Genomic DNA, 23,717 nt, shown 5'->3' with positions numbered 1-23,717 from the left:
CCGCGCATGTTCAAGATCGACCAGTTGTCCTGCGGCTACGGGCAGAGCCAGATCCTCCACGACCTGGACCTGAGCGTGGCCAAGCGCGAGATTGTCGCGGTGATGGGCCGCAATGGCATGGGCAAGACCACCTTGTTCAAGAGCCTGATGGGCATCCTGCCGCAGTGGAAGGGCCAGGTCAGCGTTGACGGGCAGGATGTGTCGGCGCTGGAAACCCATGAACGGGTAGCGCGCGGGATTGCCTATGTGCCCCAGGGCCGCATGATTTTCCCGAGCATGAGCGTGCTGGAAAATATCCAGACCGGCCTGTCGGCGTCCGCGCGGGGGAAAGTGCCGGAGGATTTGTATGCACTGTTCCCGGTGCTCTACGACATGCAATCGCGCAAGGGCGGCAACCTGTCCGGCGGCCAGCAACAGCAACTGGCGATTGCCCGGGCGTTGGCAACCAACCCCAAGGTGCTGCTGCTGGATGAGCCGACAGAGGGTATTCAGCCGTCGATCATCAAGGACATCGCGCGCACGTTGAAGGAGATTCGCAACCTGCGGGATCTGACCATTGTGGTGTCGGAGCAGGTGTTGTCGTTTACCTTGGAGATCGCCGACCGCTTCCTGGTGATCGAGAAGGGGCGGTTCGTGATTGAAGAGACCCGGGATCGGGTGGATGAGGCGACGATCAGTCGGTACTTGTCGGTGTGAGCAGGGCGGCAAAGGCTCCGAGAATACAGGTTTATTCCAGGCGCTCTCCTACAGCCATGGCAGGTTTTATCGTATTGCTGCTCGGGGCGCATGCAGAGTTGTCCAAGTAGTTTTCCCGCGCTTAGTTGTACATCTACTTGGTTTTTTGGAACCGGCTTATTATCAGTCACCACAGAGAGGGGCGTTGATCCAGCAAGCAGTTTTATTGGATTGGCATTTATCGACCCCCATGACACTGAGGTGTAGCTATGGAACTGTATTGTCGTCAACAACCCCACTGTCAGCCAGTTGCCGGCACTGGCTTTAATCCAGTCACTAATGGCGCTGGAAGAGGTCATGGTTATAGCCGTTATGAGGGCGCTCAGTGCTCTAGAATCGCGCGAGACTTTTCAAGTAATTTTGATTACTTCAGAACCCCGGGAACGGCTTTTGTGTCGCGTGATTCGCTTCAGCACGCTGCCGGTCGTCCGCCGACGGGAAACCCCTATCATGATCAGATGACCCTGTTGGCCCGCTCGATTCTCAACAATCCGAAAATGGAACACCTGCTTGACGCAATCAACCACGGCGGCCAGGAGGATGGCGTTATCAGCCATGGGGACGTATCCGCCGTCGTTGACCATTATGAAGCGCAGGAGGCACCCTTCAAGCAGTCGCCGCGCTCGGGGCCTTATAACGGCGCCATGCAGCAGCAAAGGGTCAACCAGCAGTTTCCCCAGCCGCACTTCGGGCAATCGCCGGGGTATGACAATTCAAACTTCGCCGCGCAGCAACCCTACTACGGTGGGGGCCAGGTCTTGCGCATGCCTGATGCCGAGAGTAAGTCCTATACCCACCTCAGCAAGGAAGACTTTTCCAATCAGGTACTCTCCCATTTCAGTTCCCTGGAAGACCCGAATACCCCGGGCGCCATAACCGACAGGTCGCTGAATGCAGTGGCCTCGGGTTACCGTCTGGACGGTACACCTGCCACTCAGGATGAGATAAATATTGCCAAGGAACTGCTGGCGCGGGGGAGCTTGTTCAAGGAACTTGATGAAGGTAAAACAGGCACGCTGGATGGGAGTTTTACCCGGGACGACCTCGGTAATACCTCCAATAGATTTAAAGGCATGAGTGATGAAGAGCTGCTTAAAACAATTAAAGCGAACTTTGTCGAGTACGGTGATGGTGATGACTATGTCAACTTCAAGGAGTTGAAACAAGCAGCAGGGTTGTTGCCTTCGGATAAAACCTACAGTCCGGAAGCGCGCCAGGCGGCGGCAGAACTTCTCAAGCGCAAACAGCTTCTGGAAGATACGGATGTTGGCGTTGATGACAAAGGCGGCCCTGGGTACAAGGACGGGCGGTTTGATCTGGCGAACCTGGATCACGTGATCGATAAAAAGCGTGCAACTGCCGCTGGATGAACCGAGGGTGCCGCCGACCGTCTCGGTGGCACCTCGCTTCGTAGCGACGCGTTCATAGCCCAGTACGGGATTGAGTGCTGTGGCCATAAACGGTGAATGCGCTACGTTGTGGATCAGCACCGGCTTGACCCCATTCAACTCGAACGTACTCGATAGTGCGTTGGCCCGGCGACTGGGGCTGGAACCGGGGGGGCATTACTTCTGTGTGTCGAGCATCAAGGTCGACGCCAGCGCCGGTGATGCACTGCTTCAAAGCGCAAAGTGGCGCGCTGGGCCTGGCCATCATTCGTCAATATCGCGATGAGGCCGGTGGGCTGATCGCCGTGTCGGAATCGGTCTACCCACCGATCGTTTCACCCTGACCCTGCAGATGAAACGCGACAAGGTCTGACCTCATACGTCATCCAACGTATTCCCCGATTTACCTGGCTCCCCGAGACTGGATCGAACGCCCTACGTCATCCGTCCAGGAGCCAGTCCATGACCGAAACGCTGATCAAAGTCGACCTCAACCAGCCTGTTACCGAGAACGAGCAAATCCATAACCGCTGGCACCCGGATATCCCGATGGCGTGCTGGGTGAAGCCGGGCGACGACTTCATCCTGGAAACCTACGACTGGACCGCCGGCGCAATCAAGAACAACGACGACGCCAGCGATGTGCGCGATGTGGACCTGTCCACCGTGCATTACCTGTCGGGCCCGGTGGGTGTGCACGGCGCCGAGCCGGGAGACCTGTTGGTGGTGGACTTGCTCGATATCGGTGCCAAGGCCGATTCACAGTGGGGTTTCAACGGGTTTTTCTCCCGGCAGAATGGCGGTGGTTTTCTCACTGATCACTTCCCCAGCGCACAAAAAGCCATCTGGGATTTCAAGGGCATGTTCACCCGCTCGCGGCATATTCCGGGGGTGAATTTCGCCGGCCTGATCCACCCTGGTCTGATTGGCTGCTTGCCCGATCCGGTGATGCTCGCCGACTGGAACCGCCGTGAACAGGAGCTGATCGACACCAACCCAACCCGTGTACCGCCACTGGCCAACGCCCCGCTGGCCGCCACCGCGCATATGGGCAAGCTCAAGGGGCAGGCCCGCGACGATGCCGCCGCCACCGGCGCGCGCACCGTGCCGCCGCGTGAACATGGCGGTAACTGCGACATCAAGGATTTGTCCCGGGGTTCGAAGATCTTCTTCCCGGTCTACGTCAACGGCGCCGGGCTGTCGGTGGGCGACCTGCACTTCAGTCAGGGCGACGGTGAAATCACCTTTTGCGGCGCCATTGAAATGGCTGGCTGGGTGCATATGAAAGTCGAGCTGATCAAAGGCGGCATGGCCAAATACGGGATCAAGAACCCAGTGTTCAAGCCGAGCCCGATCACGCCGCACTACAAGAACTACCTGATCTTCGAAGGCATCTCGGTGGACGAGCAGGGCCAGCAGCACTACCTGGACGTCAACGTCGCCTACCGCCAGGCATGCCTGAATGCGATCAACTATTTGACCAAGTTCGGCTATTCGCCCGCCCAGGGTTATGCGTTGCTCGGCTCGGCGCCGGTGCAGGGGCACATCAGTGGCGTGGTGGATATACCGAATGCCTGCGCGACCTTGTGGTTGCCCACGGAAATCTTCGAGTTCGATATCAACCCCAACGCCAACGGGCCGACCCCATTTCTCGACGGCAGTATCGACTTGCCCATCGCTCCGGACCTGTAGCCATGCCGACCTACGAATACGCCTGCGACACCTGCGGCACGTTCACGATGTTGCGGCCTATCGCCCAGCGCCACGAGCCCAACCAGTGCCCTTACTGCGCCGGGCCCGGCGGGCAGCTATTGGTGTCGGCCCCGGCGTTGCAAACGCTGTCGGCCAACCAGCGCAAGGCCATCGCCGGCAACGAGCGCAGCGCCAACGCGCCGCACACCGTCGGTGAGTATCAGGAAAGCCGTCGACACCCGACCGGATGCAGTTGCTGTGGCACCCGCCAAAAGGTGCTGCCGAGCAAGGCCAACCCGTTGGGCCTCAAGACCAGGACCGGCCCGCGGCCGTGGATGATCAGTCACTAGAGCAGGAGCACTGCAATGCGTCATGGCGATATTTCCAGCAGCCCGGACACCGTCGGTGTCGCGGTGGTGAACTACAAGATGCCGCGTCTGCACAGCAAGGCCGAGGTCATCGACAACGCGAAGAAGATTGCCGACATTATCCTCGGCATGAAACAGGGCCTGCCCGGCATGGACCTGGTGGTGTTCCCTGAATACAGCACCATGGGCATCATGTACGACCACGACGAGATGATGACGACCGCTGCGAGTATTCCTGGCGACGAGACGGCGATCTTCTCGGCCGCCTGCCGCCAGGCCAATACCTGGGGCGTGTTTTCCCTCACTGGCGAGCGCCATGAGGTGCATCCGTACAAGGCGCCCTATAACACGTTGGTATTGATCAATAACTTCGGCGAAATTGTGCAGCGCTATCGCAAGTGCATCCCCTGGTGCCCCATCGAGGGGTGGTACCCGGGCGATCGCACCTACGTGTGCGACGGACCCAAAGGCATGAAGATCAGCCTGATCATCTGTGATGACGGCAACTACCCGGAGATCTGGCGCGATTGCGCGATGAAGGGCGCGGAGCTGATCGTGCGCTGCCAGGGCTATATGTACCCGGCCAAGGAGCAGCAGGTGCAGATGTCCAAGAGCATGGCCTGGGCGAATAACTGCTACGTGGCGGTGGCCAACGCGTCTGGGTTCGATGGGGTGTATTCGTACTTCGGTCACTCGGCGATCATCGGCTTTGACGGGCGCACGTTGGGCGAGTGCGGTGAGGAGGAGATGGGCATCCAGTACGCGCAATTGTCGGTGTCGCAGATTCGCGATGCGCGAGCCAATGACCAGTCGCAGAACCATCTGTTCAAGCTGCTGCACCGCGGCTACACCGGTATGCATGCCTCGGGCGATGGCGACAAGGGCGTGGCCGACTGTCCGTTCGAGTTCTACCGTACCTGGGTGCTGGATGCGCAAAAGGCGCAGGAGAATGTGGAGAAAATCACCCGCAGCACGGTGGGCGTGGCCGAGTGCCCGGTGGGGCAATTGCCCCATGGCGGTAAAGAAAAGACGCTGGAGTAGCGCATGCGCTTTACCTTTGAACCGGCGCAGGTGATGGCGTTGTTGCGCAGCCGGATCGTCGGCCAGGACGCTGCACTGGCTCAGGTGGAAGGCTTGCTCAAGGTGGTCAAGGCGGATATCGGTGAGCGTGATCGACCGCTAAGCGTCAATCTGTTCATGGGCCCGACCGGTGTGGGCAAGACCGAGGTCGTGCGCCTGCTGGCCCAGGCGCTGCACGGCCGCGCAGACGGCTTTTGCCGCATCGACATGCACACCCTGGCCCAGGAACATTACACCGCTGCGCTCACTGGCGCGCCCCCCGGCTATGTGGGCAGCAAGGAGGGTATCAGCCTGTTCAACAGCGAATTGATCCAGGGTACCTACAGCCGACCTGGCATCGTGCTGTTCGACGAACTGGAAAAGGCCAGCCAGGAAGTGCTGCGCAGCCTGCTGGGCATTCTGGAAAACGGCCAACTGACGTTGGCCGCAGGCACTCGCACCCTGGACTTTCGCAACTGCCTGATCTTCATGACCAGCAATATCGGCGCGCGGCAGGCGCGTCGTCATCGTCAGCGGTTCGCCCAAGGTTGGCGTCGGTTGCTGCGGGTATTTGTCCGGGATGAAGCGGCTGTATTGGAAGAGGCGCTGCATGGTCATTTTGAACCGGAGTTCCTTAATCGTATCGACCGCATCCTGATGTTCGAACCCATCGACGCTCAGTGGCTGGAAGCGCTGCTGGAGGTGGAGCTGGGCAAACTCAATCAGCGCTTGGCGGCGCAACAGTGCTCGTTGGTGCTGGATGAACACGCGCGGGCCTGGCTGTGCCGTCACCACGATGCGCGGTTCGGCGCACGTGCGCTGGGCCGGCGTTTGCGGGTGGAGCTGGAGCCGGCGATTGCCGAATGCATCTTGCAGGGCAATGCCCTGCGCCTGAATGCCACCGTACGCAATGCCTGCCTGGTGGTGGACGCGGTGCAAGGACAAAGCACAGGAAGATCGGATCCAATTACGGTATAACCCTCGGACGCTTTAGTTCTTCGAGGCCCCGTTTTTCATGCAAAGCCCTGTGCAACGCCCGCTGTGGCAGATCTATCTGATCTTTCTGGCACCGATGGTGCTGTCCAATTTCCTGCAAAGCTTTTCCGGCACCCTCAACGGCATTTATGTCGGGCAAATGCTCGGCACCCAGGCGTTGGCGGCAGTGTCGGGGATGTTTCCCATCGTGTTTTTCTTTATTGCCCTGGTGATCGGCCTGGGGGCGGGCGCCTCGGTGCTGATTGGCCAGGCGTGGGGTGCCCAGGAAACCGGGATGGTCAAGGCGATTACCGGTGCCACCCTGACCCTCGGCGCACTGGTGGGTCTGATCGCAGCGGTGCTGGGCAGCCTGTTTGCGCGCCCGGCGTTGCAGGCATTGGGCACACCGATTGATGTGCTCGATGATGCAGTGGGCTATGCCCAGATGATGATGTTGATCATGCCGCTGCTGCTGGTGTTTATCCTCTACACCCAGCTGTTGCGCGGTGTCAGCGACACGATCTCGCCGCTGCTGGCGCTGATGGTCTCGACCCTGGTCGGCCTGCTGCTGACCCCGGCGCTGATTCGCGGCTGGATCGGCCTGCCGCCCCTGGGTATCCAGAGCGCGGTGTACGCAGGCCTGGTGGGGAATGCCTCGGCAATGCTGTTTCTGGTCCTGCGCCTGCGCCATAAAAACCATGTGATGGCGCCCGATCGCGAACTGCTCGCGGCCTTGCGCCTGGACCGCGTCATCCTCGGCAAAGTCCTGCGCATCGGCTTGCCTACAGGCTTGCAGATGGTGGTGTTGTCGCTGTCGGAGTTGGTCATCCTCGCCTTGGTCAACGGCCACGGGTCCCAGGCCACGGCGGCCTATGGGGCGGTGACCCAGATCGTCAACTACGTGCAATTCCCGGCGCTGTCGATCGCCATCACCGCCTCGATCCTCGGGGCCCAGGCGATTGGGGCCGGGCGCCTGGAGCGTATCGGGCCGATCCTGCGCACCGGGTTGTTGATCAATACGTGCCTGACCGGTGGCCTGATCGTGCTGGGCTACGTGTTATCCCACTGGTTGCTCGGGCTGTTCATCACCGATGACGCCGCGCGAGTGAATGCCGAACACCTGCTGCACATCATGTTGTGGAGCATCCTCGTATTCGGCTTCCAGGCCGTGATCGGCGGGATCATGCGCGCCAGCGGCGTGGTGCTGATGCCAGTAGCGATTTCGATCTTCTGCGTGCTGTGTGTTGAGCTGCCGATGGCATACCTGCTGAATGCGCACTTCGGCCTGGAAGGCGTGTGGATGGCGTTCCCGGTGACGTACCTGGCGATGCTGGGGTTGCAGATCGCGTATTACCGGTTGGTGTGGCGGCATAAGCAGATCAAGCGGTTGGTGTGATAAAAGGATGCGCAATTTAAGGACAGAAGACGTTTAAATCATGGCAAACCCTTACGCCGAGTTGTTCCAGGTCCCCGGTGCCCGGGCCTTCGTATGGGCCGGCATGCTGGCGCGCATGCCGGTGTCCATGGCCGGTATTGGCCTGATCACCATGCTTTCCCAGGTGCACGGCGGCTATGGCCTGGCCGGATCGGTGGCGGCGGTGTTCGCCCTGGCCACGGCGTTTTGCGCGCCGCAGGTGTCACGGTTGGTGGACCGGTACAGCCAAGGCCGGGTGCTGCCGATTGCTGCCTTGATCGGCGGCGGGGCGCTGTTGATGCTGTTGCTGTGCACGCGGTTGCAGGCGCCGACCTGGACGTTGTTCCTGTTTGCTGCCCTGGCGGGCTGCATGCCGAATATGTCAGCCATGGTGCGGGCGCGCTGGACCGAGCTGTACCGGGGTCAGCCCAAACTGCAGACCGCATTCGCCCTGGAATCGGTGCTGGATGAGGTGTGCTTCATCATCGGCCCACCGATTTCGGTGGGCTTGAGCGTGGTGCTGTTCCCCGAAGCCGGCCCTTTGGTGGCCGCGCTGCTGCTGGCGGTTGGCGTTACCACGTTTGTGCTGCAACGTGCGACCGAACCCCCGGTGCATGAGCACCACGCTCACCATCGGGGCTGGCTGATCGCGTCACCGTCGGTGCTGATCCTGATGATCCTGCTGCTGGCCATGGGGGTGATCGTGGGCGTGGTGGATGTGGTCAGCGTGGCCTTTGCCCAGCACCAGGGCCAGCCGGCGGCGGCAAGCATCGTGCTCTCGGTGTACGCCATCGGTTCGTGCCTGGCGGGCCTGGCCTTTGGCACCCTCAAGCTCAAGGCGCCGTTGCCCCGGCAGTTCCTGTTCTGCGGCGTGGCCACGGCGCTGACCACCTTGCCGTTGCTGCTGGTCACCCACATTCCGGGCCTGGCGGTGGCCATCTTCATTTCCGGACTGTTCTTCGCCCCGACCCTGATCGTGTCCATGGCCCTGGTGGAAAAGATCGTGCCCGCGAGCCGCCTGACCGAAGGCATGACCTGGCTGATCACCGGCCTGAGCATCGGCGTGGCCATCGGTGCCGCCAGCTCCGGCTGGATGATCGACCATTTTGGCGCCGCCAGCGGATTCTGGGTGGCGCTGGCGGCGGGGGCGGTGGTGATGGGGTCAGCGGTGCTGGGCTATCGGCGGTTGGGTTGAGCGTCACACCCCACAATGAAACGTCGAAACGTCAGCCAATCACGGGGCAGGAGTCCGCTCGCTGGTGTTGCAGGAATTCGTTCAGCGCCTGGCGCGTCAGGTCGTTCAGGGTCACCTTTTTACGTGTCGCTTCAAGGGCGGCGGCAAGATGAAGGTCGTGGCCGACCCGCACGTTAAAAGAGCCTTTGCACGGCTTCTCCGGTGTTTGCCCAAGGGCCTGGCAGGTAGTGAGGTAGTCGTCCACAGCTTCGCGAAATGCAGCGTCCAGTTCGGCGACGGTTTTGCCTTCGTAGCTCACCAGTGCCTTGATGAACAGGATCTTGCCGAACAGGCAGTTGTCTTCGAGGCTGGCTTCGATAGAGCCGATGTAGCCATTGTGTTTCAGTTGGTTGTTCACTGAATCAGTTCTCCTGATTTCAATTGTTCGATGATCTGGCGCCGAATGTAGTGTTTCAGTTCGTTGCCGGGATGAGGCTTGTGCAAGGTGCTCATTGCACTCGGATCGCGGAGGTCGAACTTGACGCGGCTTCCAGCCCCTCAATCTGTGTGTAGCCAAGACGACGCAGCAGCGTGACGAGCTCTGGCCAGGTAAATGCCATCTGCTCGTTGAGCCATTTGGCGAGCAGCTTTTCATTTTTGGACACGGCGCTCCCTGCGTGTAACTAGATGTAGTTGCAAAAAAGTGGTGTTCGTCAATGCTAGCTGGGGTTCGTGTGTCTTTCCCGGGGATTGATGTAACCCCTGATGACAGCTCGCTCTACGCCGCCCATCCCCCGCTAATTTTTCCCTGTCCGGTTCGTTTTATAGGGACGACGTGCCTTTGTGCTTCCTGCCTATTGCTCCGGACTCCAACAAATGAATGCTGAAGACTCCTTGAAACTTGCTCGCCGGTTTATCGGGTTGCCCCTGGAAAAACGCCAGCTGTTCCTGCAGGCACTGCAGAAAGAAGGGGTGGATTTTTCGCGGTTTCCGATTCCGGCCGGCGTGGAGGCAGAGGACCGCCAGGCGCTGTCCTACGCGCAACAGCGGATGTGGTTTCTCTGGCAACTGGACCCGAGCAGCGGCGCCTACAACCTGCCGGGTGCGGTGCGCCTCAAGGGTGCGCTGAACCTTGGCGCCATGGAGCAGACGTTCGCCAGCCTGGTGGACCGGCACGAAACCCTGCGCACGGTGTTCCAGCGCCAGGCCGATGAACGCTTGATGCAGGTGGCCGTAGCGCCGTCGTTGGCCATTGAACAGCTCGATCTAACGGCGTTGGCCCCGGCCGAACGCGAACACGCCGTCAACGACGCGGCCACCCGCCAATCGCTGCTGCCGTTCGACCTGGAGCACGGCCCACTGCTGCGCTTGCAACTGCTCAAGCTCGATGCCCAGGAGCACGTGTTGCTGCTGACCCTGCACCATATCGTCTCCGATGGCTGGTCGATGAACGTGCTGATCGACGAGTTCATCCGTTTTTACGACGCCCACGAGCGCAACGAAGCGCCGCAATTGCCGGCACTGCCGATCCAGTACAGCGACTACGCCTTGTGGCAGCGGCGCTGGCTGGAAGCGGGGGAGCAGGCCCGTCAATTGGAATACTGGCAGGCGCGCCTGGGTGATGAGCATCCGGTGCTGGAACTGCCCACTGACCACCCGCGCCCGGTCATGCCCAGCTATCAGGGCACCCGCCACACCTTCGCGATTGACCCGGCGCTGGCCGCGCAGTTGCGCACCTGTGCGCAACAGCACAACGTCACCCTGTTCATGCTGCTGCTCGGCGCCTTCAATGTGTTGCTGCATCGCTACACCGGCCAGGGCGATATCCGCGTCGGCGTGCCGATTGCCAACCGTAACCGTACGGAAGTCGAGGGGCTGATCGGCTTCTTCGTCAACACGCAAGTCTTGCGCACTGAGCTGAGCGGGCAAACCCGGGTCACCGAGTTGCTACAAGCGATCAAGGAGCATGCCCTCGGCGCCCAGGCCCATCAGGAGCTGCCGTTCGAGCGCCTGGTGGAAGCCCTGAATGTCGAGCGCAGCCTCAGCCATACGCCGCTGTTCCAGGTGATGTACAACCATCAGCCGGTGGTGGCCGATATCGCCTCGGTCAGCACCGCCTCCGGCCTGGAACTGGCCCTGGTGGAGTGGCAAGGCCGCACCACCCAGTTCGACCTGACCCTCGACACCTATGAAAAATCCGGCACCCTGCACGCTGCGCTGACCTACGCCAATGACTTGTTTGACGCGCCGTCCATCGCGCGTATGGCGCGCCACTGGATCAGCCTGTTGCAGGCCATGGTCGCCGATGGCGAGCAGCGCATTGGTGAACTGCCGATGCTGGCCGCCGATGAACAACACATGCTGGTGCACGCCTGGAACCAGACCGCGCAAGCGTATCCGACCGAGCGCGGTATTCATCACCTGATCGAAGACCAGGCACAGCGCACACCGGATGCGCCGGCGCTGGTGTTCGGCGCGACCACGCTGACCTACGCGCAACTCGACGCCCGCGCCAACCAATTGGCCCATGCCTTGGGCGAGCAGGGGGTCGGCCCTGACGCCCTGGTGGGTATCTGCGTTGAGCGCTCCCTTGAGATGGTCATCGGCCTGCTGGCCATTCTCAAGGCCGGCGGCGCTTACGTCCCGCTCGACCCCGAATATCCCCAGGAACGCCTGGCCTACATGATCGAAGACAGCGGCATCCAGCTGCTGCTCAGCCAGCACAGCCTGTTGCCGCTGCTGCCTGTCGAAGGTATTCGAGTGATGCTCCTCGACCAGGCGCCAGGCTGGCTCGACGGTTACAGCGTCGCAGCGCCCGCCGTCGACATCCACGCGCTGAACCTCGCCTATGTGATCTACACCTCCGGTTCCACCGGCAAGCCCAAGGGCGCCGGCAACAGCCATCGCGCACTGGTCAACCGCCTATGCTGGATGCAACAGGCCTACGGCCTCGATGCCAGTGACGCGGTGCTGCAGAAAACCCCGTTCAGCTTTGACGTGTCGGTATGGGAGTTCTTCTGGCCGCTGATGACCGGCGCCCGCCTGGTGGTCACAGCCCCTGGCGAACACCGCGAGCCGGCGCGGCTGATCGAGACCATCGGCGAGCACGCGATCACCACCGTGCACTTCGTGCCGTCCATGCTCCAGGCGTTTATCCATGAACCAGGCGTGCAGGCCTGCATAAGCCTCAAGCGCATCGTGTGCAGTGGCGAAGCCTTGCCCCTGGACGCGCAATTGCAGGTGTTCGCCAAGCTGCCCCAGGCCGGCTTGTTCAACCTCTACGGCCCGACCGAAGCGGCCATCGACGTGACCCACTGGACCTGCATCGACGAAGGCCGTGACGCCGTGCCCATCGGCCGTCCGATTGCCAACCTTGGCACCTACGTGCTCGATGCGCAGCTCAACCCGGTGCCTGCCGGCGTGTCCGGCGAGCTGTATCTGGGCGGCACCGGTCTGGCCCGCAGTTACCATCGCCGTCCGACACTGACCGCCGAACGTTTTGTGCCCAGCCCCTTCGGTGACGGCGCGCGCCTGTACCGTACCGGCGACCGTGTGCGCCAGCGTGACGACGGTGTGATCGAATACCTTGGCCGCCTCGACCACCAGGTCAAGCTGCGCGGGCTGCGCATAGAACTCGGCGAAATCGAGACGCGCCTGATGCAACACCCGGCGGTGCGTGAGGCGGTGGTGCTGGTGCACGGCGGCAAGCAACTGGTGGCGTACCTGGTGCTGGAGGGCGAGGCGCCCACCGACCTCAAGGCCTGGCTGCTGGGCAGCCTGCCGGAATACATGGTGCCGACCCACCTGGTGCACCTGGCCAAGCTGCCGGTGACCGCCAACGGCAAGCTCGACCGCAAAGCCCTGCCGGTGCCCGATACTGCGCCGCAACAGGCGTATGTCGCTGCGGAAAACACCCTGCAAAAAGCCCTGGCGGCGATCTGGAGCGATGTGCTCGGTGTCGAGCAGGTCGGCCTGGATGACAATTTTTTCGAGCTGGGCGGCGATTCGATCATCTCCATCCAGGTGGTCAGCCGCGCGCGCCAGGCGGGGATTCGCCTCAGCCCACGCGACCTGTTCCAGTACCAGAGCGTGCGCAGCCTGGCATTGGTGGCAAGCGTCGAGCAAATCACTGTGATCGACCAGGGGCCTGCCAGCGGCGAGGTGATCCTCACCCCGGTGCAGCAGGGCTTTTTCGCCCAGGCGATCCCCGCGCGTCAGCATTGGAACCAATCGTTGTTGTTGACCCCGCGCGAGCTGTTGGAACCGGCACGCCTGGAAGCTGCCCTGACTCAGGTGATCAACCATCACGACGCCTTGCGCCTGCGTTTTGTGCAACAGGCCGACGGTTGGCAGCAAGCCTATGCCGCGCCAGTCACCGAGTCGGGCCTGTGGCAAACCCGCGCCGGCAGCGACGATGAACTGGCGGCGCTGTGCGATGAGGCCCAGCGCAGCCTCGACCTGGCGCAAGGCCCGCTGCTGCGTGCCGCGTTGGTGCGCATGGCCGATGGCAGCCAGCGCCTGCTGCTGGTGATCCATCACCTGGCGGTCGATGGCGTGTCCTGGCGTATCGTCCTGGAAGACCTGCAACAGGCTTACCGCAAGGCATCGCTACCGGCCAAAACCAGCGCCTACCAGCTGTGGGCCGAACAGTTGCAAGCCCATGCCCGCACGCTGGACGACCAACTGCCGTACTGGCAGGCGCAGTCGGTGGATGCGGACTTGCCGTGCGACAACCCCCAGGGCGGCCTGCAAAACCGCTTGGGCAGCAAGCTCGAAATCCGCCTTGATGCCGAACACACCCGTCAACTGCTCCAGGACGCGCCGGCGGCCTACCGCACCCAGGTAAACGACCTGTTGCTCACGGCCCTGGCTCGGGTGGTCAGCCGCTGGAGCGGCCAGAACGCCGCACTGATCCAACTGGAAGGCCATGGCCGCGAAGACCTGTTCGACAGCGTCGACCTGACCCGCACCGTCGGCTGGTTCACCAGCCTGTTCCCGGTACGCCTGCAAGCCGACGGTGAGCTGTCGGCCGCGATCAAGTCGGTCAAGGAGCAACTGTGTGCCGTGCCCGCCAAAGGCATCGGCTACGGTCTGCTGCGCTACCTCGGCCCGCCTGCGGCCCGCGAAGCCTTGGCGAACCTGGCCGCGCCACGCATCACCTTCAACTACCTGGGCCAGTTCGACCGCCAGTTCAACGAGTCCGCGCTGTTTGTTCCGGCCACCCACGGCAGCGGCCAGGCCCAGGATGCCGAGGCACCGCTGGCCAACTGGCTGACGGTCGAAGGGCAGGTGTACGGCGGTGAACTGGCCCTGCAATGGGGCTTCAGCCGCGAGATGTTCGAGGCGTCGACGGTGCAGCAGTTGGCGGATGACTACGCGGCAGAGCTCAAGGCCTTGATCGAGCATTGCCGAGCCACCCCGGCAGGGCAGGTTACCCCTTCGGACTTCCCACTGGCACGCTTGACCCAACAGCAACTGGACGCGTTGCCGGTGGCGGGGCCGGCGATTGCCGACCTTTATCCGCTGTCGCCGATGCAGCAGGGCATGTTGTTCCATACCCTCTACGAACCAGAAGCCCAGGCGTACATCAACCAGTTGCGCCTGGATATCGACGGCCTCGACCTGTTGGCTTTCGGCCGCGCCTGGCAGGCGGCACTGGACCGCCATGACATTCTGCGCAGCAGCTTCCACTGGCTGGGCCTGGACAGTGCGCATCAAGTGATCCAGCGTCAGGTCGACATGCAGTTGCATGTGATCGAAGACGTCGATGCCGACTTCGATGCGCTTGCCGAGGCTGAACGCGAGAAGGGCTTCGCGCTCAATGCCGCGCCGCTGTTTCGCCTGATGCTGGTGCGGGGCGCCGGTAACGCCTGGCACCTGATCTTCACCAGCCACCACATCCTCATGGACGGCTGGAGTAACGCCCAGTTGCTGGGTGAAGTCATCGCTCACTATGCCGGCCAGGCCTTGCCCGCGCCGCTGGGGCAGTTCCGCGATTACCTCGGCTGGCTGCAACAGCAAGCCTCGGGTGAGACGTTCTGGAAAGCCGCCCTGGCGCCGTTGCAAACGCCTACCTTGCTCGCGCAAGCGCTGCGCGCGCCGGTCGATGGCCTGGGCACGGCTGAGCATCAATTGATCCTCGAGGGCGAGTTCACACACGCCCTCGGCGAGTTCGCCCGTCGTCAGAAAATCACCCTCAATACCGTGCTGCAAGGGGCGTGGAGCCTGTTGCTGCAGCGCTACACCGGCCAGGATTGCGTGGCCTTCGGCGCCACCGTCGCCGGGCGTTCGGCACCGCTGCCGGGGATCGAGCAGCAACTGGGCCTGTTCATCAACACGCTGCCCATTGTCAGCGCGCCCTCGCCAGCCCAGCCGGCTGCCCAATGGCTCAGCGAGTTGCAAGCCCTGAACCTCAGCCTGCGTGACCACGAGCATGTGCCGCTGTACGACATACAAGGCTGGGCCGGCCAGCAGAGCGCATTGTTCGACACCTTGCTGGTGTTTGAAAACTTCCCGGTGGCCGAGGCCCTGAAGCAGGGCGCGCCCGCAGGCCTGACGTTTGGCCGTATGCACAACCATGAACGCACCCATTACCCGCTGACCCTGGGCATTGAGTTGGGGACCAGCCTGCGCCTGGAGTTCAGTTACGACCGGGCCCGCTTCAGCGCTGAGCAGGTCGCCCGCTTGAGCGCCAACCTGCAGCACCTGCTGGTGCAGTTGCTCACCAATGCCCAGGCGCCCCTTGGCAACCTGCAATTGCTTGACGCCACCGCACAACGCGACGTGCTTGCCCTCAGCCAATCACCGGGCGCGGCCCAGCCCCATTCGCGCGTGCACGAACGCATCGCGGCCCAGGCCGCTGCCACACCGCACGCGCTGGCGGTACAGGCTGGCGAAGCACGTTTGAGCTATGCCCAACTCAACGACCGTGCCAATCGGCTTGCCCATCGTCTGCTGGCGCTGGGCGTGGGCCCGGGCCAGCGCGTGGGCCTGGCGTCGCGGCGCGGCCCGCAACTGATCGTCAGCCTGCTGGCCGTGCTCAAAAGCGGCGCGGCCTATGTGCCTCTGGACCCGAACTATCCCGCTGACCGCCTGGCCTACATGCTGGCGGACAGCCGTCTGGACCTGCTGCTCAGCGAAACCGGGTTGCTGGCCGATCTGCCGCTGCCGCAAGGGCTGGCCCGTCTGGACTTCACCGTCTCCGGTACCGAGCTGGCCCGCTACCCTGCCAGCAATCCATTCACCCACGCTGCCGCTGCCGATCTGGCGTACGTAATCTACACCTCGGGCTCCACCGGCCAACCCAAGGGCGTGGCCATCGACCATGCGGCCCTCGGCCAATTCTGCGACAGCGCCGAGGTCTACAGCCAACTGTGTGCAGAGGACCGCGTGCTGCAGTTCGCGACCTTCAGTTTCGACGGCTTTGTCGAACAGTGCTATCCGCCGCTGTGTGTGGGCGCCGCGTTGATCATGCGTGGCGATGAACTGTGGGATGCCGGGCAACTGGCACGGGAAATCGTCGAGCAGGGCGTGACCCTGGCTGACTTGCCGGCGGCCTACTGGTACCTGCTGGCCAAGGAGTGCGCGGCCGATGGTCGTGCCCTGGGTAACCTGCGCCAGGTGCATGTAGGCGGCGAGGCCATGTCGGTGGAAGGGCTGCGCGCCTGGCACGCGGCCGGGTTGGGCGCCGTGCGCCTGGTCAACACCTACGGGCCGACCGAGGCCACCGTGGTGTCCAGCGTGCATGAGTGCCAACTGGCGGATGCCAGTGATGCGTTCGGCGTGCCGATTGGCCGGGCGATCGCTGGCCGCTCGCTGTACGTACTCGACAGCGGTTTCGAACTGTTGGCCACCGATGGCGTTGGCGAGCTGTGCATCGGCGCCGAGTTCGGCCTGGCCCAGCGTTACTTCGACCGCCCGGCGTTGACCGCCGAGCGTTTCCTCCCGGACCCGTTTTCGGCGGTGCCCGGTGCGCGGCTCTACCGCAGTGGCGACCTGGCCCGTTACAACGAGGCGGGCGCCTTGGAGTACGTGGGGCGTATCGACCATCAGGTGAAGATCCGCGGGTTCCGTATCGAAATGGGCGAAATCGAGGCCAGCCTGCAAGCCCTGCCGGGGGTGCGCGAAGCTGCCGTCGTTGCGCAGCCGAGTGCCACCGGCACGCAGTTGGTGGCGTACGTGGTCGCGGCCCACGGCCAGCCACTGGAGACCCAGGCGCTGGCGGCGTTCTTGCGCGAGTCCTTGCCGGACTACATGGTGCCGGGGCATTGGCTGGTGCTCGATGCCTTGCCGTTGAACAACAACGGCAAGCTTGACCGCCGTGCACTGCCGCTGCCGGACCTGAGCCAGGCGCGGCAGGCCTACCGCGCTCCGCAAAGCCCGCTGCACATGCAGTTGGCGGCGATCTGGCAAGCGGTGTTGCACGTCGAGCAGGTGGGGCTCGATGACCATTTCTTCGAACGCGGCGGCCATTCGCTGCTGGCCACTCAGGTGATCTCCCGCGTGCGTCACGACCTCAAGCTGGAAGTGCCGTTGCGAGCGTTGTTCGAACAGCCGACGCTGGAAGCGTTCGCGGCGGCCTGCGCAGGGGTGCAGGCCGGCACTGCAAGGCCGATGGTGGCGGTGGGGCGTGATCGGCCACTGGCACTGTCCTTCGCTCAGGAACGCCAATGGTTCCTTTGGCAACTGGACCCCGGCAGCGCCGCCTACCACGTACCGACCGCATTGCACCTGCGCGGTGAGCTGGATGTCCCGGCACTGGAACACGCATTCCAGGCCCTGGTGCAACGCCATGAACCGTTGCGGACCACCTTCGTGGAAGAGGCTGAGCACACCTGGCAGGTCATCCAGCCAAACCTGGCGGTGGTGATCCAACGCCAGCAGGTGCAAGACTCGGCCATCGAGCAGGCGGTCGCGCAAGAAATCCAACGTCCGTTTGACCTGCTCAACGGCCCGCTGATGCGCGTCATGCTGCTGGAGATCACGGCCGCGCACCATGTGCTGGTGATCACCCAGCACCACATCATCTCTGACGGCTGGTCGATGCAAGTGATGGTCGACGAACTGCTGGCGCTGTATCAAGGCCAGGCGCTGTTGCCGGCCTTACCGATCCAGTACGCCGACTATGCCGTGTGGCAGCGCGATTGGATGGCGGCCGGGGAGAAACAACGCCAACTCGATTACTGGCGGGCACGCCTGGGCAGCGAACACGCGGTGCTGGAACTGCCCCTGGACCACCCGCGCCCGGCGGTGCAAAGCCATCGCGGTGCGCGTCGGCGGGTACACCTGGACAACGCCCTGGTGGCCGAACTCAAGGCACTCGCCCAGCGCCAGGACGTAACCCTGTTCATGCTCCTGCTGGCGTCGTTCCAGACCTTGCTGCACCGCTACAGCGGCCAGGCCGAGATTCGTGTCGGGGTACCGATCGCCAACCGCAATCGCCTGGAAACCGAGCGTCTGGTTGGCTTCTTCGTCAACACCCAGGTGCTCAAGGCCGACCTGCACGGGCAGATGGCCTTCGAGCAGCTACTGGCCCAGGTCAAGCAACGTGCCCTGGAGGCCCAGGCCCATCAGGACTTGCCGTTCGAGCAACTGGTAGAAGCGCTGCAACCGGAACGCAGTCTCAGCCATAACCCGTTGTTCCAGGTGATGTTCAATCACCAGGACAACCTGCGCGCCGGCCCGGTGCAACTGCCTGGCCTGGATCTGCAGCCGGTGGATTGGACCGGTCACACGACCCAGTTCGACCTCAACCTGGAAACCGAGGAGTCCGTCGACGGCCTTTGGGCATCCCTGACCTACGCCACCGACCTGTTCGACGCCGCCACCCTGGAGCGCCTGGCTGTGCACTGGCAGAACCTGCTGCGCGCAGTGGTCAACGATGCCTCCCAGGCCCTGGACGAGTTGGCGATGCTCAGCCCATCGCAATGGCAGCAGATGGTCGAAGACTGGAACCACACGACCGTCGACTACCCACGCGAGCGCTGTGTCCACCAGTTGTTCGAAGCGCAAGCCCTGGCGCAGCCGCACGCCATCGCGCTGCAATTCAACGGCGAGGCCGTGAGCTACAGCGAACTCAACCGCCGCGCCAACCGTCTGGCCCATCGCCTGATCGCGGCGGGGGTCGGCCCGGACGTGCGGGTGGCGGTGCATGTGGAGCGTTCCCTGCCCATGGTGGTCGGCCTGCTTGCGACCCTCAAGGCCGGTGGCGCCTACGTGCCGCTGGACCCGCAATTCCCGGCGGAGCGCCTGGCGTTCATGCTCGAAGACAGCCGCGCCCAGGTGCTGCTGACTCAGTCGCCGCTGATCGGGCGCCTGGTGCAACCGCAAGGCCTGCAGGTGCTGTTGGTCGAGGACGCAGGCGGTGACGAACACAACCCGCAGGTCAGCGTCACGCCACACCACCTGGCCTATGTGATCTACACCTCCGGCTCCACCGGCAAGCCCAAGGGCGTGATGGTGCCGCACCAGGCGCTGTGCAGCTTTACCTGCGGCATGGCCGGCACCCTGGACATCGGCGCGCAGGCGCGGGTGCTGTCGCTGACGACGTTCTCGTTCGACATCTTTGCGCTGGAGCTGTACGTGCCGCTGACAGTCGGCGCCACGGTGCTGCTGAGTGGCCAGGAACTGGCGCTCGACCCGGAGGCGATAATCGACCTGGTCACCGCCCAATCCGCCAACGTGCTGCAAGCCACGCCGTCCACTTGGCGCATGCTGCTGGAAAGCCCACGTGCCGACGTGCTGCGCGGCATCAAGTGCCTGTGCGGCGGCGAAGCGCTGCCGGCCGACCTGGCCCAGCGCATGCTCGACCTGCAAGGCCCGGTGTGGAACCTCTACGGTCCCACCGAAACCACCATTTGGTCGGCGGCCCATCGCCTGCTGGAGGCGCAACCTCTGGTCGGGCGACCGATCGCCAACACCGCGTTGTTCATCCTCAATGCCGGGCTCAGCCCATGCCCGGTGGGCGCGGCCGGTGAACTGCTGATCGGCGGCGTCGGCCTGGCGCGCGGCTACCACGCGCGGCCAGCCCTCACCGCCGAACGTTTCGTGCCCAACCCGTACGGCGCGCCGGGCGAGCGCCTGTACCGCAGCGGCGACCTGGCACGCTACCGTGCCGACGGCGTGGTGGAGTACATCGGCCGGGTCGACCATCAGGTCAAGGTGCGCGGTTTCCGTATCGAACTGGGCGAAATCGAAGCCTGCCTGCGCGAGCATGAAGGCGTTCGCGAAGCCGTGGTGCTGGCCGACAACGACCGCTTGATCGCCTATCTGGTGACGTCTGCGGCACAGCCGGCGCACGCCTACACAGCGGCCTTGCGTGAGCGCCTGCCGGACTACATGGTGCCGGCGCACGTGATGTTCCTCGACAGCCTGCCCTTGACCCCCAACGGCAAGCTCGACCGCAAGGCCTTGCCCAAGGTCGATACCCGCCTGTTGCTGAAAAGCCATGTGGCCGCCGTCACCCCGCGCGAACAACAGGTCGCGGCGATCTGGTCCGAGGTGCTGGGCGTACCCCAGGTCGGCCTCGACGACCACTTCTTCGAGCTGGGCGGGCATTCGCTGCTGGCCACGCGGGTGGTATCGCGGGTACGCCAGGCTCTGGCGCTGGAAGTGGCGCTCAAGACCCTGTTCGAACACCCATTGCTGGGTGACTTCGTGGTGGCTCTGGGCGAGGAGGGCGTGGTCGCGCCGGCGCTGCTCAAGGCCGATCGCAGCCAGCCGTTGCCGCTGTCGTATGCCCAGGAACGCCAATGGTTCCTCTGGCAACTCGACCCCGAAAGCGCCGCGTACCACATCCCCAGCGCCTTACGTTTGACAGGCCCGCTGGACCTGGCGGCGCTGCAACGCAGCTTCGACACCTTGCTGGCACGCCATGAAAGCCTGCGCACCCATTTGCGCCAGGACGCCGCTGGCACGGTCCAGGTGATTGAAGACTCGGGCCTGATTGAAATCGATCTGGCCGACACCGATGAAGCCGGCCTCAAGGCACGGGTGGCTGACGTCGTTGCGCAGCCATTCGACCTGCTGCGCGGGCCGTTGCTGCGGGCCCGGTTGCTGCGCCTGGCCGAGGACGAGCATGTGCTGGTGCTGGTGCAGCACCACATCGTCTCCGATGGCTGGTCGATGCAACTGATGGTCGAGGAACTGGTGCAACTGTACGCCGCCTTCAGCCACGGGCAGACGCCAATCCTGCCGGCCTTGCCGATCCAGTACGCCGACTATGCTGTGTGGCAGCGCCAATGGATGGAGGCGGGAGAGAAGGCCCGTCAACTGGCCTACTGGCGTGAACAGTTGGGTGGCGTGCAGCCGGTGCTGGAATTACCTTTCGACTACCTGCGTCCGGCCGTGCAAAGCCATCGTGGCGCACGCCTGGGCATCGAGTTGCAACCGCAACTGCTGGCCGGTTTGCGTCGCCTGGCGCAGGGCGCCGGAGTGACGTTGCCGATGGTGCTGCTGGCGTCCTACCAGGCGTTGCTGCACCGCTACAGCGGCCAGGAAGACGTGCGTGTCGGGGTGCCGATTGCCAACCGCAATCGCCTGGAAACCGAGGGGCTGATCGGCTTCTTCGTCAATACCCAGGTGCTCAAGGCCGATATCCACGGGCAGATGAGCGTTGTGCAACTGCTGCACCAGGTACGCCAACGTTCCCTCGAAGCCCAGGCCCACCAGGACCTGCCGTTCGAACAACTGGTCGAAGCACTGCAACCCGAGCGCAGCATGAGCCTGAGCCCACTGTTCCAGGTGATGTTCAACCATCGCGTGACCTCGGCAGCCAATCACCTGCAGCGCCTCACCGAACTGGACGTCGAGGTGCTGAGCTGGGATGAAGGCGTGGCCCAGTTCGACCTGGCACTGGATGTGGAGGAAAGCCAGGCGGCCCTGCGTGCCTCCCTGAGCTACGCCACCGATCTGTTTGCCCCAGCCACTATTGAGCGCATGGCCGGCCACTGGCAAAACCTGTTGCAGGCGATGGTTGCCGACCAACAGCAAGCCATCAGCCAACTCAACCTGCTGGGCCAGGACGAGCAACAACACATTCTTCAACTGTGGGACCAGACCGACGCCGGCTTCTCGGCCAAGCGTCTGGTCCACGAACTGGTCGCCGACCGTGCCCGGGAAAACCCGGATGCAGTCGCGGTGAAATTCGACGCGCAAACCCTGAGCTACGGCGAGCTTGACCGCCAGGCCAACCGCCTGGCCCACGCTCTGATCGCCCGTGGCGTCGGCCCCGAAGTGCGCGTGGCGATTGCCATGCCGCGCAGCGCCGAAATCATGGTGGCGTTCCTGGCGGTGATGAAAGCCGGCGGCGTGTATGTGCCGCTGGATATCGAGTACCCGCGTGATCGCCTGCTGTACATGATGCAGGACAGCCGCGCGCAGTTGCTGCTGACCCACACCAGTGCGTTGCCGCAACTGCCGATCCCCGACGGCCTTGATAGCCTGGCGATTGATCGCACCGAGCAATGGGCCGATTACAGCGACACCGCGCCAAACGTGACGCTGGACGGCGACAACCTCGCCTACGTGATCTACACCTCCGGCTCCACCGGCCTGCCCAAAGGCGTAGCGGTGTCCCACGGCCCGTTGGTGGCGCACATCATCGCCACCGGCGAGCGTTATGAAACGTCCCCGGCCGATTGCGAACTGCACTTCATGTCCTTCGCCTTCGACGGCTCCCACGAAGGCTGGATGCACCCGCTGATCAATGGCGCCAGCGTGCTGATTCGCGATGACAGCCTGTGGCTGCCCGAGTACACCTACGAACAGATGCACCGTCACAACGTGACCATGGCGGTGTTCCCGCCGGTGTACCTGCAACAACTGGCCGAGCATGCCGAGCGTGACGGCAACCCACCGAAGGTGCGTGTGTACTGCTTTGGCGGTGACGCAGTGGCACAGGCCAGCTACGACCTGGCCTGGCGCGCGCTCAAGCCGACCTACCTGTTCAACGGCTACGGCCCGACGGAAACCGTGGTCACACCGTTGCTGTGGAAGGCGCGCAAAGGCGACCCCTGCGGCGCCGTCTACGCGCCAATCGGCACGCTGCTGGGCAACCGCAGCGGCTACGTGCTCGACGCGCAACTCAACCTGCAACCCATCGGCGTCGCCGGTGAGCTGTACCTGGGCGGTGAGGGCGTGGCCCGTGGTTACCTGGAACGTCCGGCGCTGACCGCCGAACGCTTCGTGCCGGACCCGTTCGGCAAGCCGGGCAGTCGTGTGTATCGCAGCGGAGACCTGACCCGTGGGCGCCCGGATGGCGTGGTGGATTACCTCGGTCGCGTTGACCATCAGGTGAAAATCCGTGGCTTCCGTATCGAGCTGGGCGAGATCGAAGCGCGCCTGCGCGAGCAGGACAACGTCGGTGAAACCGTGGTGGTGGCCCAGGAAGGCCCGACCGGCAAGCAACTGGTGGCCTATGTGGTGCCGGCCGACGCCAGCCTGGTCAACGAAGCCGAGTTCCGCGACCACCTGCGCCGCGCCCTGAAAACCCGCCTGCCGGATTACATGGTGCCGACGTACTTCATGTTCCTCGCGCAAATGCCGCTGACGCCCAACGGCAAGCTCGACCGCAAGGGCTTGCCCGAGCCGGATGCGAGCCTGCTGCAACAGGCCTATGTAGCCCCCGAAACCGAGCTTGAACAGAAGATTGCCGCGATCTGGGCCGAGGTATTGCGCCTGCCGCAAGTGGGCCTGAACGACAACTTCTTCGAAGTCGGCGGCCACTCGTTGCTGGCGATCCAGATCACCTCGCGTGTCCAGGCCGAACTGGGCCTGGAAGTGCCGTTGGTGGAAGTGTTCCAGACCGAAACGCTGCGCGCCTATGTGCAGGCCGCTGCCACCTTCCGTGCAGGCACTGCGGAAGATTTTGATGACCTTCGTGACTTTTTGAGCGAACTAGAGGCGATTTGACC

At 63.3% G+C, this 23,717-nt stretch carries 11 protein-coding genes and 2 pseudogenes; 11 read left to right on the top strand and 2 right to left on the bottom strand.

The window, feature by feature from the left end; all coding sequences use genetic code 11:
• Positions 1-6 precede the first annotated feature (6 nt).
• From urtE to ACHPFG_RS18205, 10 genes and pseudogenes are all read left to right on the top strand, one after another.
• Entirely contained in the window at positions 7-696 is a 690-nt protein-coding gene (gene urtE, locus ACHPFG_RS18250) for an urea ABC transporter ATP-binding subunit UrtE (protein ID WP_145337231.1), read from the top strand.
• Positions 697-1,127: 431 nt separating this feature from the next.
• Entirely contained in the window at positions 1,128-2,105 is a 978-nt protein-coding gene (locus tag ACHPFG_RS18245; RefSeq protein ID WP_431700058.1) for a hypothetical protein, read from the top strand.
• Between the two features lie 145 nt (positions 2,106-2,250).
• A pseudogene (locus ACHPFG_RS18240) lies at positions 2,251-2,328 on the top strand (GntR family transcriptional regulator); the annotation flags it as partial.
• Between the two features lie 16 nt (positions 2,329-2,344).
• On the top strand, positions 2,345-2,467 hold the full coding sequence (locus tag ACHPFG_RS18235) for a hypothetical protein (RefSeq protein ID WP_431703543.1): 123 nt from the start codon (positions 2,345-2,347) through the stop codon (positions 2,465-2,467).
• A gap of 118 nt (positions 2,468-2,585) precedes the next feature.
• Positions 2,586-3,815 (top strand): formamidase, encoded by a 1,230-nt coding sequence (gene fmdA, locus ACHPFG_RS18230; RefSeq protein WP_431700057.1) that lies wholly within the window; start codon positions 2,586-2,588, stop codon positions 3,813-3,815.
• Positions 3,816-3,817: 2 nt separating this feature from the next.
• Positions 3,818-4,165, top strand: coding sequence for an FmdB family zinc ribbon protein (locus tag ACHPFG_RS18225; protein WP_431700056.1), 348 nt, complete (start codon positions 3,818-3,820; stop codon positions 4,163-4,165).
• Between the two features lie 15 nt (positions 4,166-4,180).
• Entirely contained in the window at positions 4,181-5,224 is a 1,044-nt protein-coding gene (locus ACHPFG_RS18220) for an aliphatic amidase (RefSeq protein ID WP_431700055.1), read from the top strand.
• A 3-nt stretch (positions 5,225-5,227) separates the two neighbouring features.
• Entirely contained in the window at positions 5,228-6,220 is a 993-nt protein-coding gene (locus tag ACHPFG_RS18215; protein WP_431700054.1) for an AAA family ATPase, read from the top strand.
• Positions 6,221-6,257: 37 nt separating this feature from the next.
• On the top strand, positions 6,258-7,613 hold the full coding sequence (locus ACHPFG_RS18210) for an MATE family efflux transporter (RefSeq protein ID WP_431700053.1): 1,356 nt from the start codon (positions 6,258-6,260) through the stop codon (positions 7,611-7,613).
• Positions 7,614-7,653: 40 nt separating this feature from the next.
• Positions 7,654-8,826 carry an MFS transporter gene (locus ACHPFG_RS18205; RefSeq protein ID WP_131700176.1) on the top strand — a complete coding sequence of 391 codons (1,173 nt, stop codon included), beginning with the start codon at positions 7,654-7,656 and terminating at the stop codon, positions 8,824-8,826.
• Positions 8,827-8,857: 31 nt separating this feature from the next.
• Here the strand turns inward: ACHPFG_RS18205 and ACHPFG_RS18200 are convergent, their stop codons facing one another.
• Positions 8,858-9,223: a type II toxin-antitoxin system HicB family antitoxin gene (locus ACHPFG_RS18200; RefSeq protein WP_431700052.1), complete on the bottom strand. Its 366-nt coding sequence runs from the start codon at positions 9,221-9,223 to the stop codon at positions 8,858-8,860.
• Positions 9,220-9,470, bottom strand: a pseudogene (locus ACHPFG_RS18195) (type II toxin-antitoxin system HicA family toxin). Before ACHPFG_RS18195 ends, ACHPFG_RS18200 begins: the two are co-directional and overlap by 4 nt.
• 211 nt (positions 9,471-9,681) lie before the next feature.
• Between ACHPFG_RS18195 and ACHPFG_RS18190 the strand changes: the two are divergent.
• Positions 9,682-23,715: a non-ribosomal peptide synthase/polyketide synthase gene (locus tag ACHPFG_RS18190; RefSeq protein WP_431700051.1), complete on the top strand. Its 14,034-nt coding sequence runs from the start codon at positions 9,682-9,684 to the stop codon at positions 23,713-23,715.
• Positions 23,716-23,717 lie beyond the last annotated feature (2 nt).

The organism is Pseudomonas sp. BR20 (assembly GCF_050780135.1).
Taxonomy (GTDB): domain Bacteria; phylum Pseudomonadota; class Gammaproteobacteria; order Pseudomonadales; family Pseudomonadaceae; genus Aquipseudomonas.
This window is presented reverse-complemented; position numbering and strand designations above follow the sequence as displayed.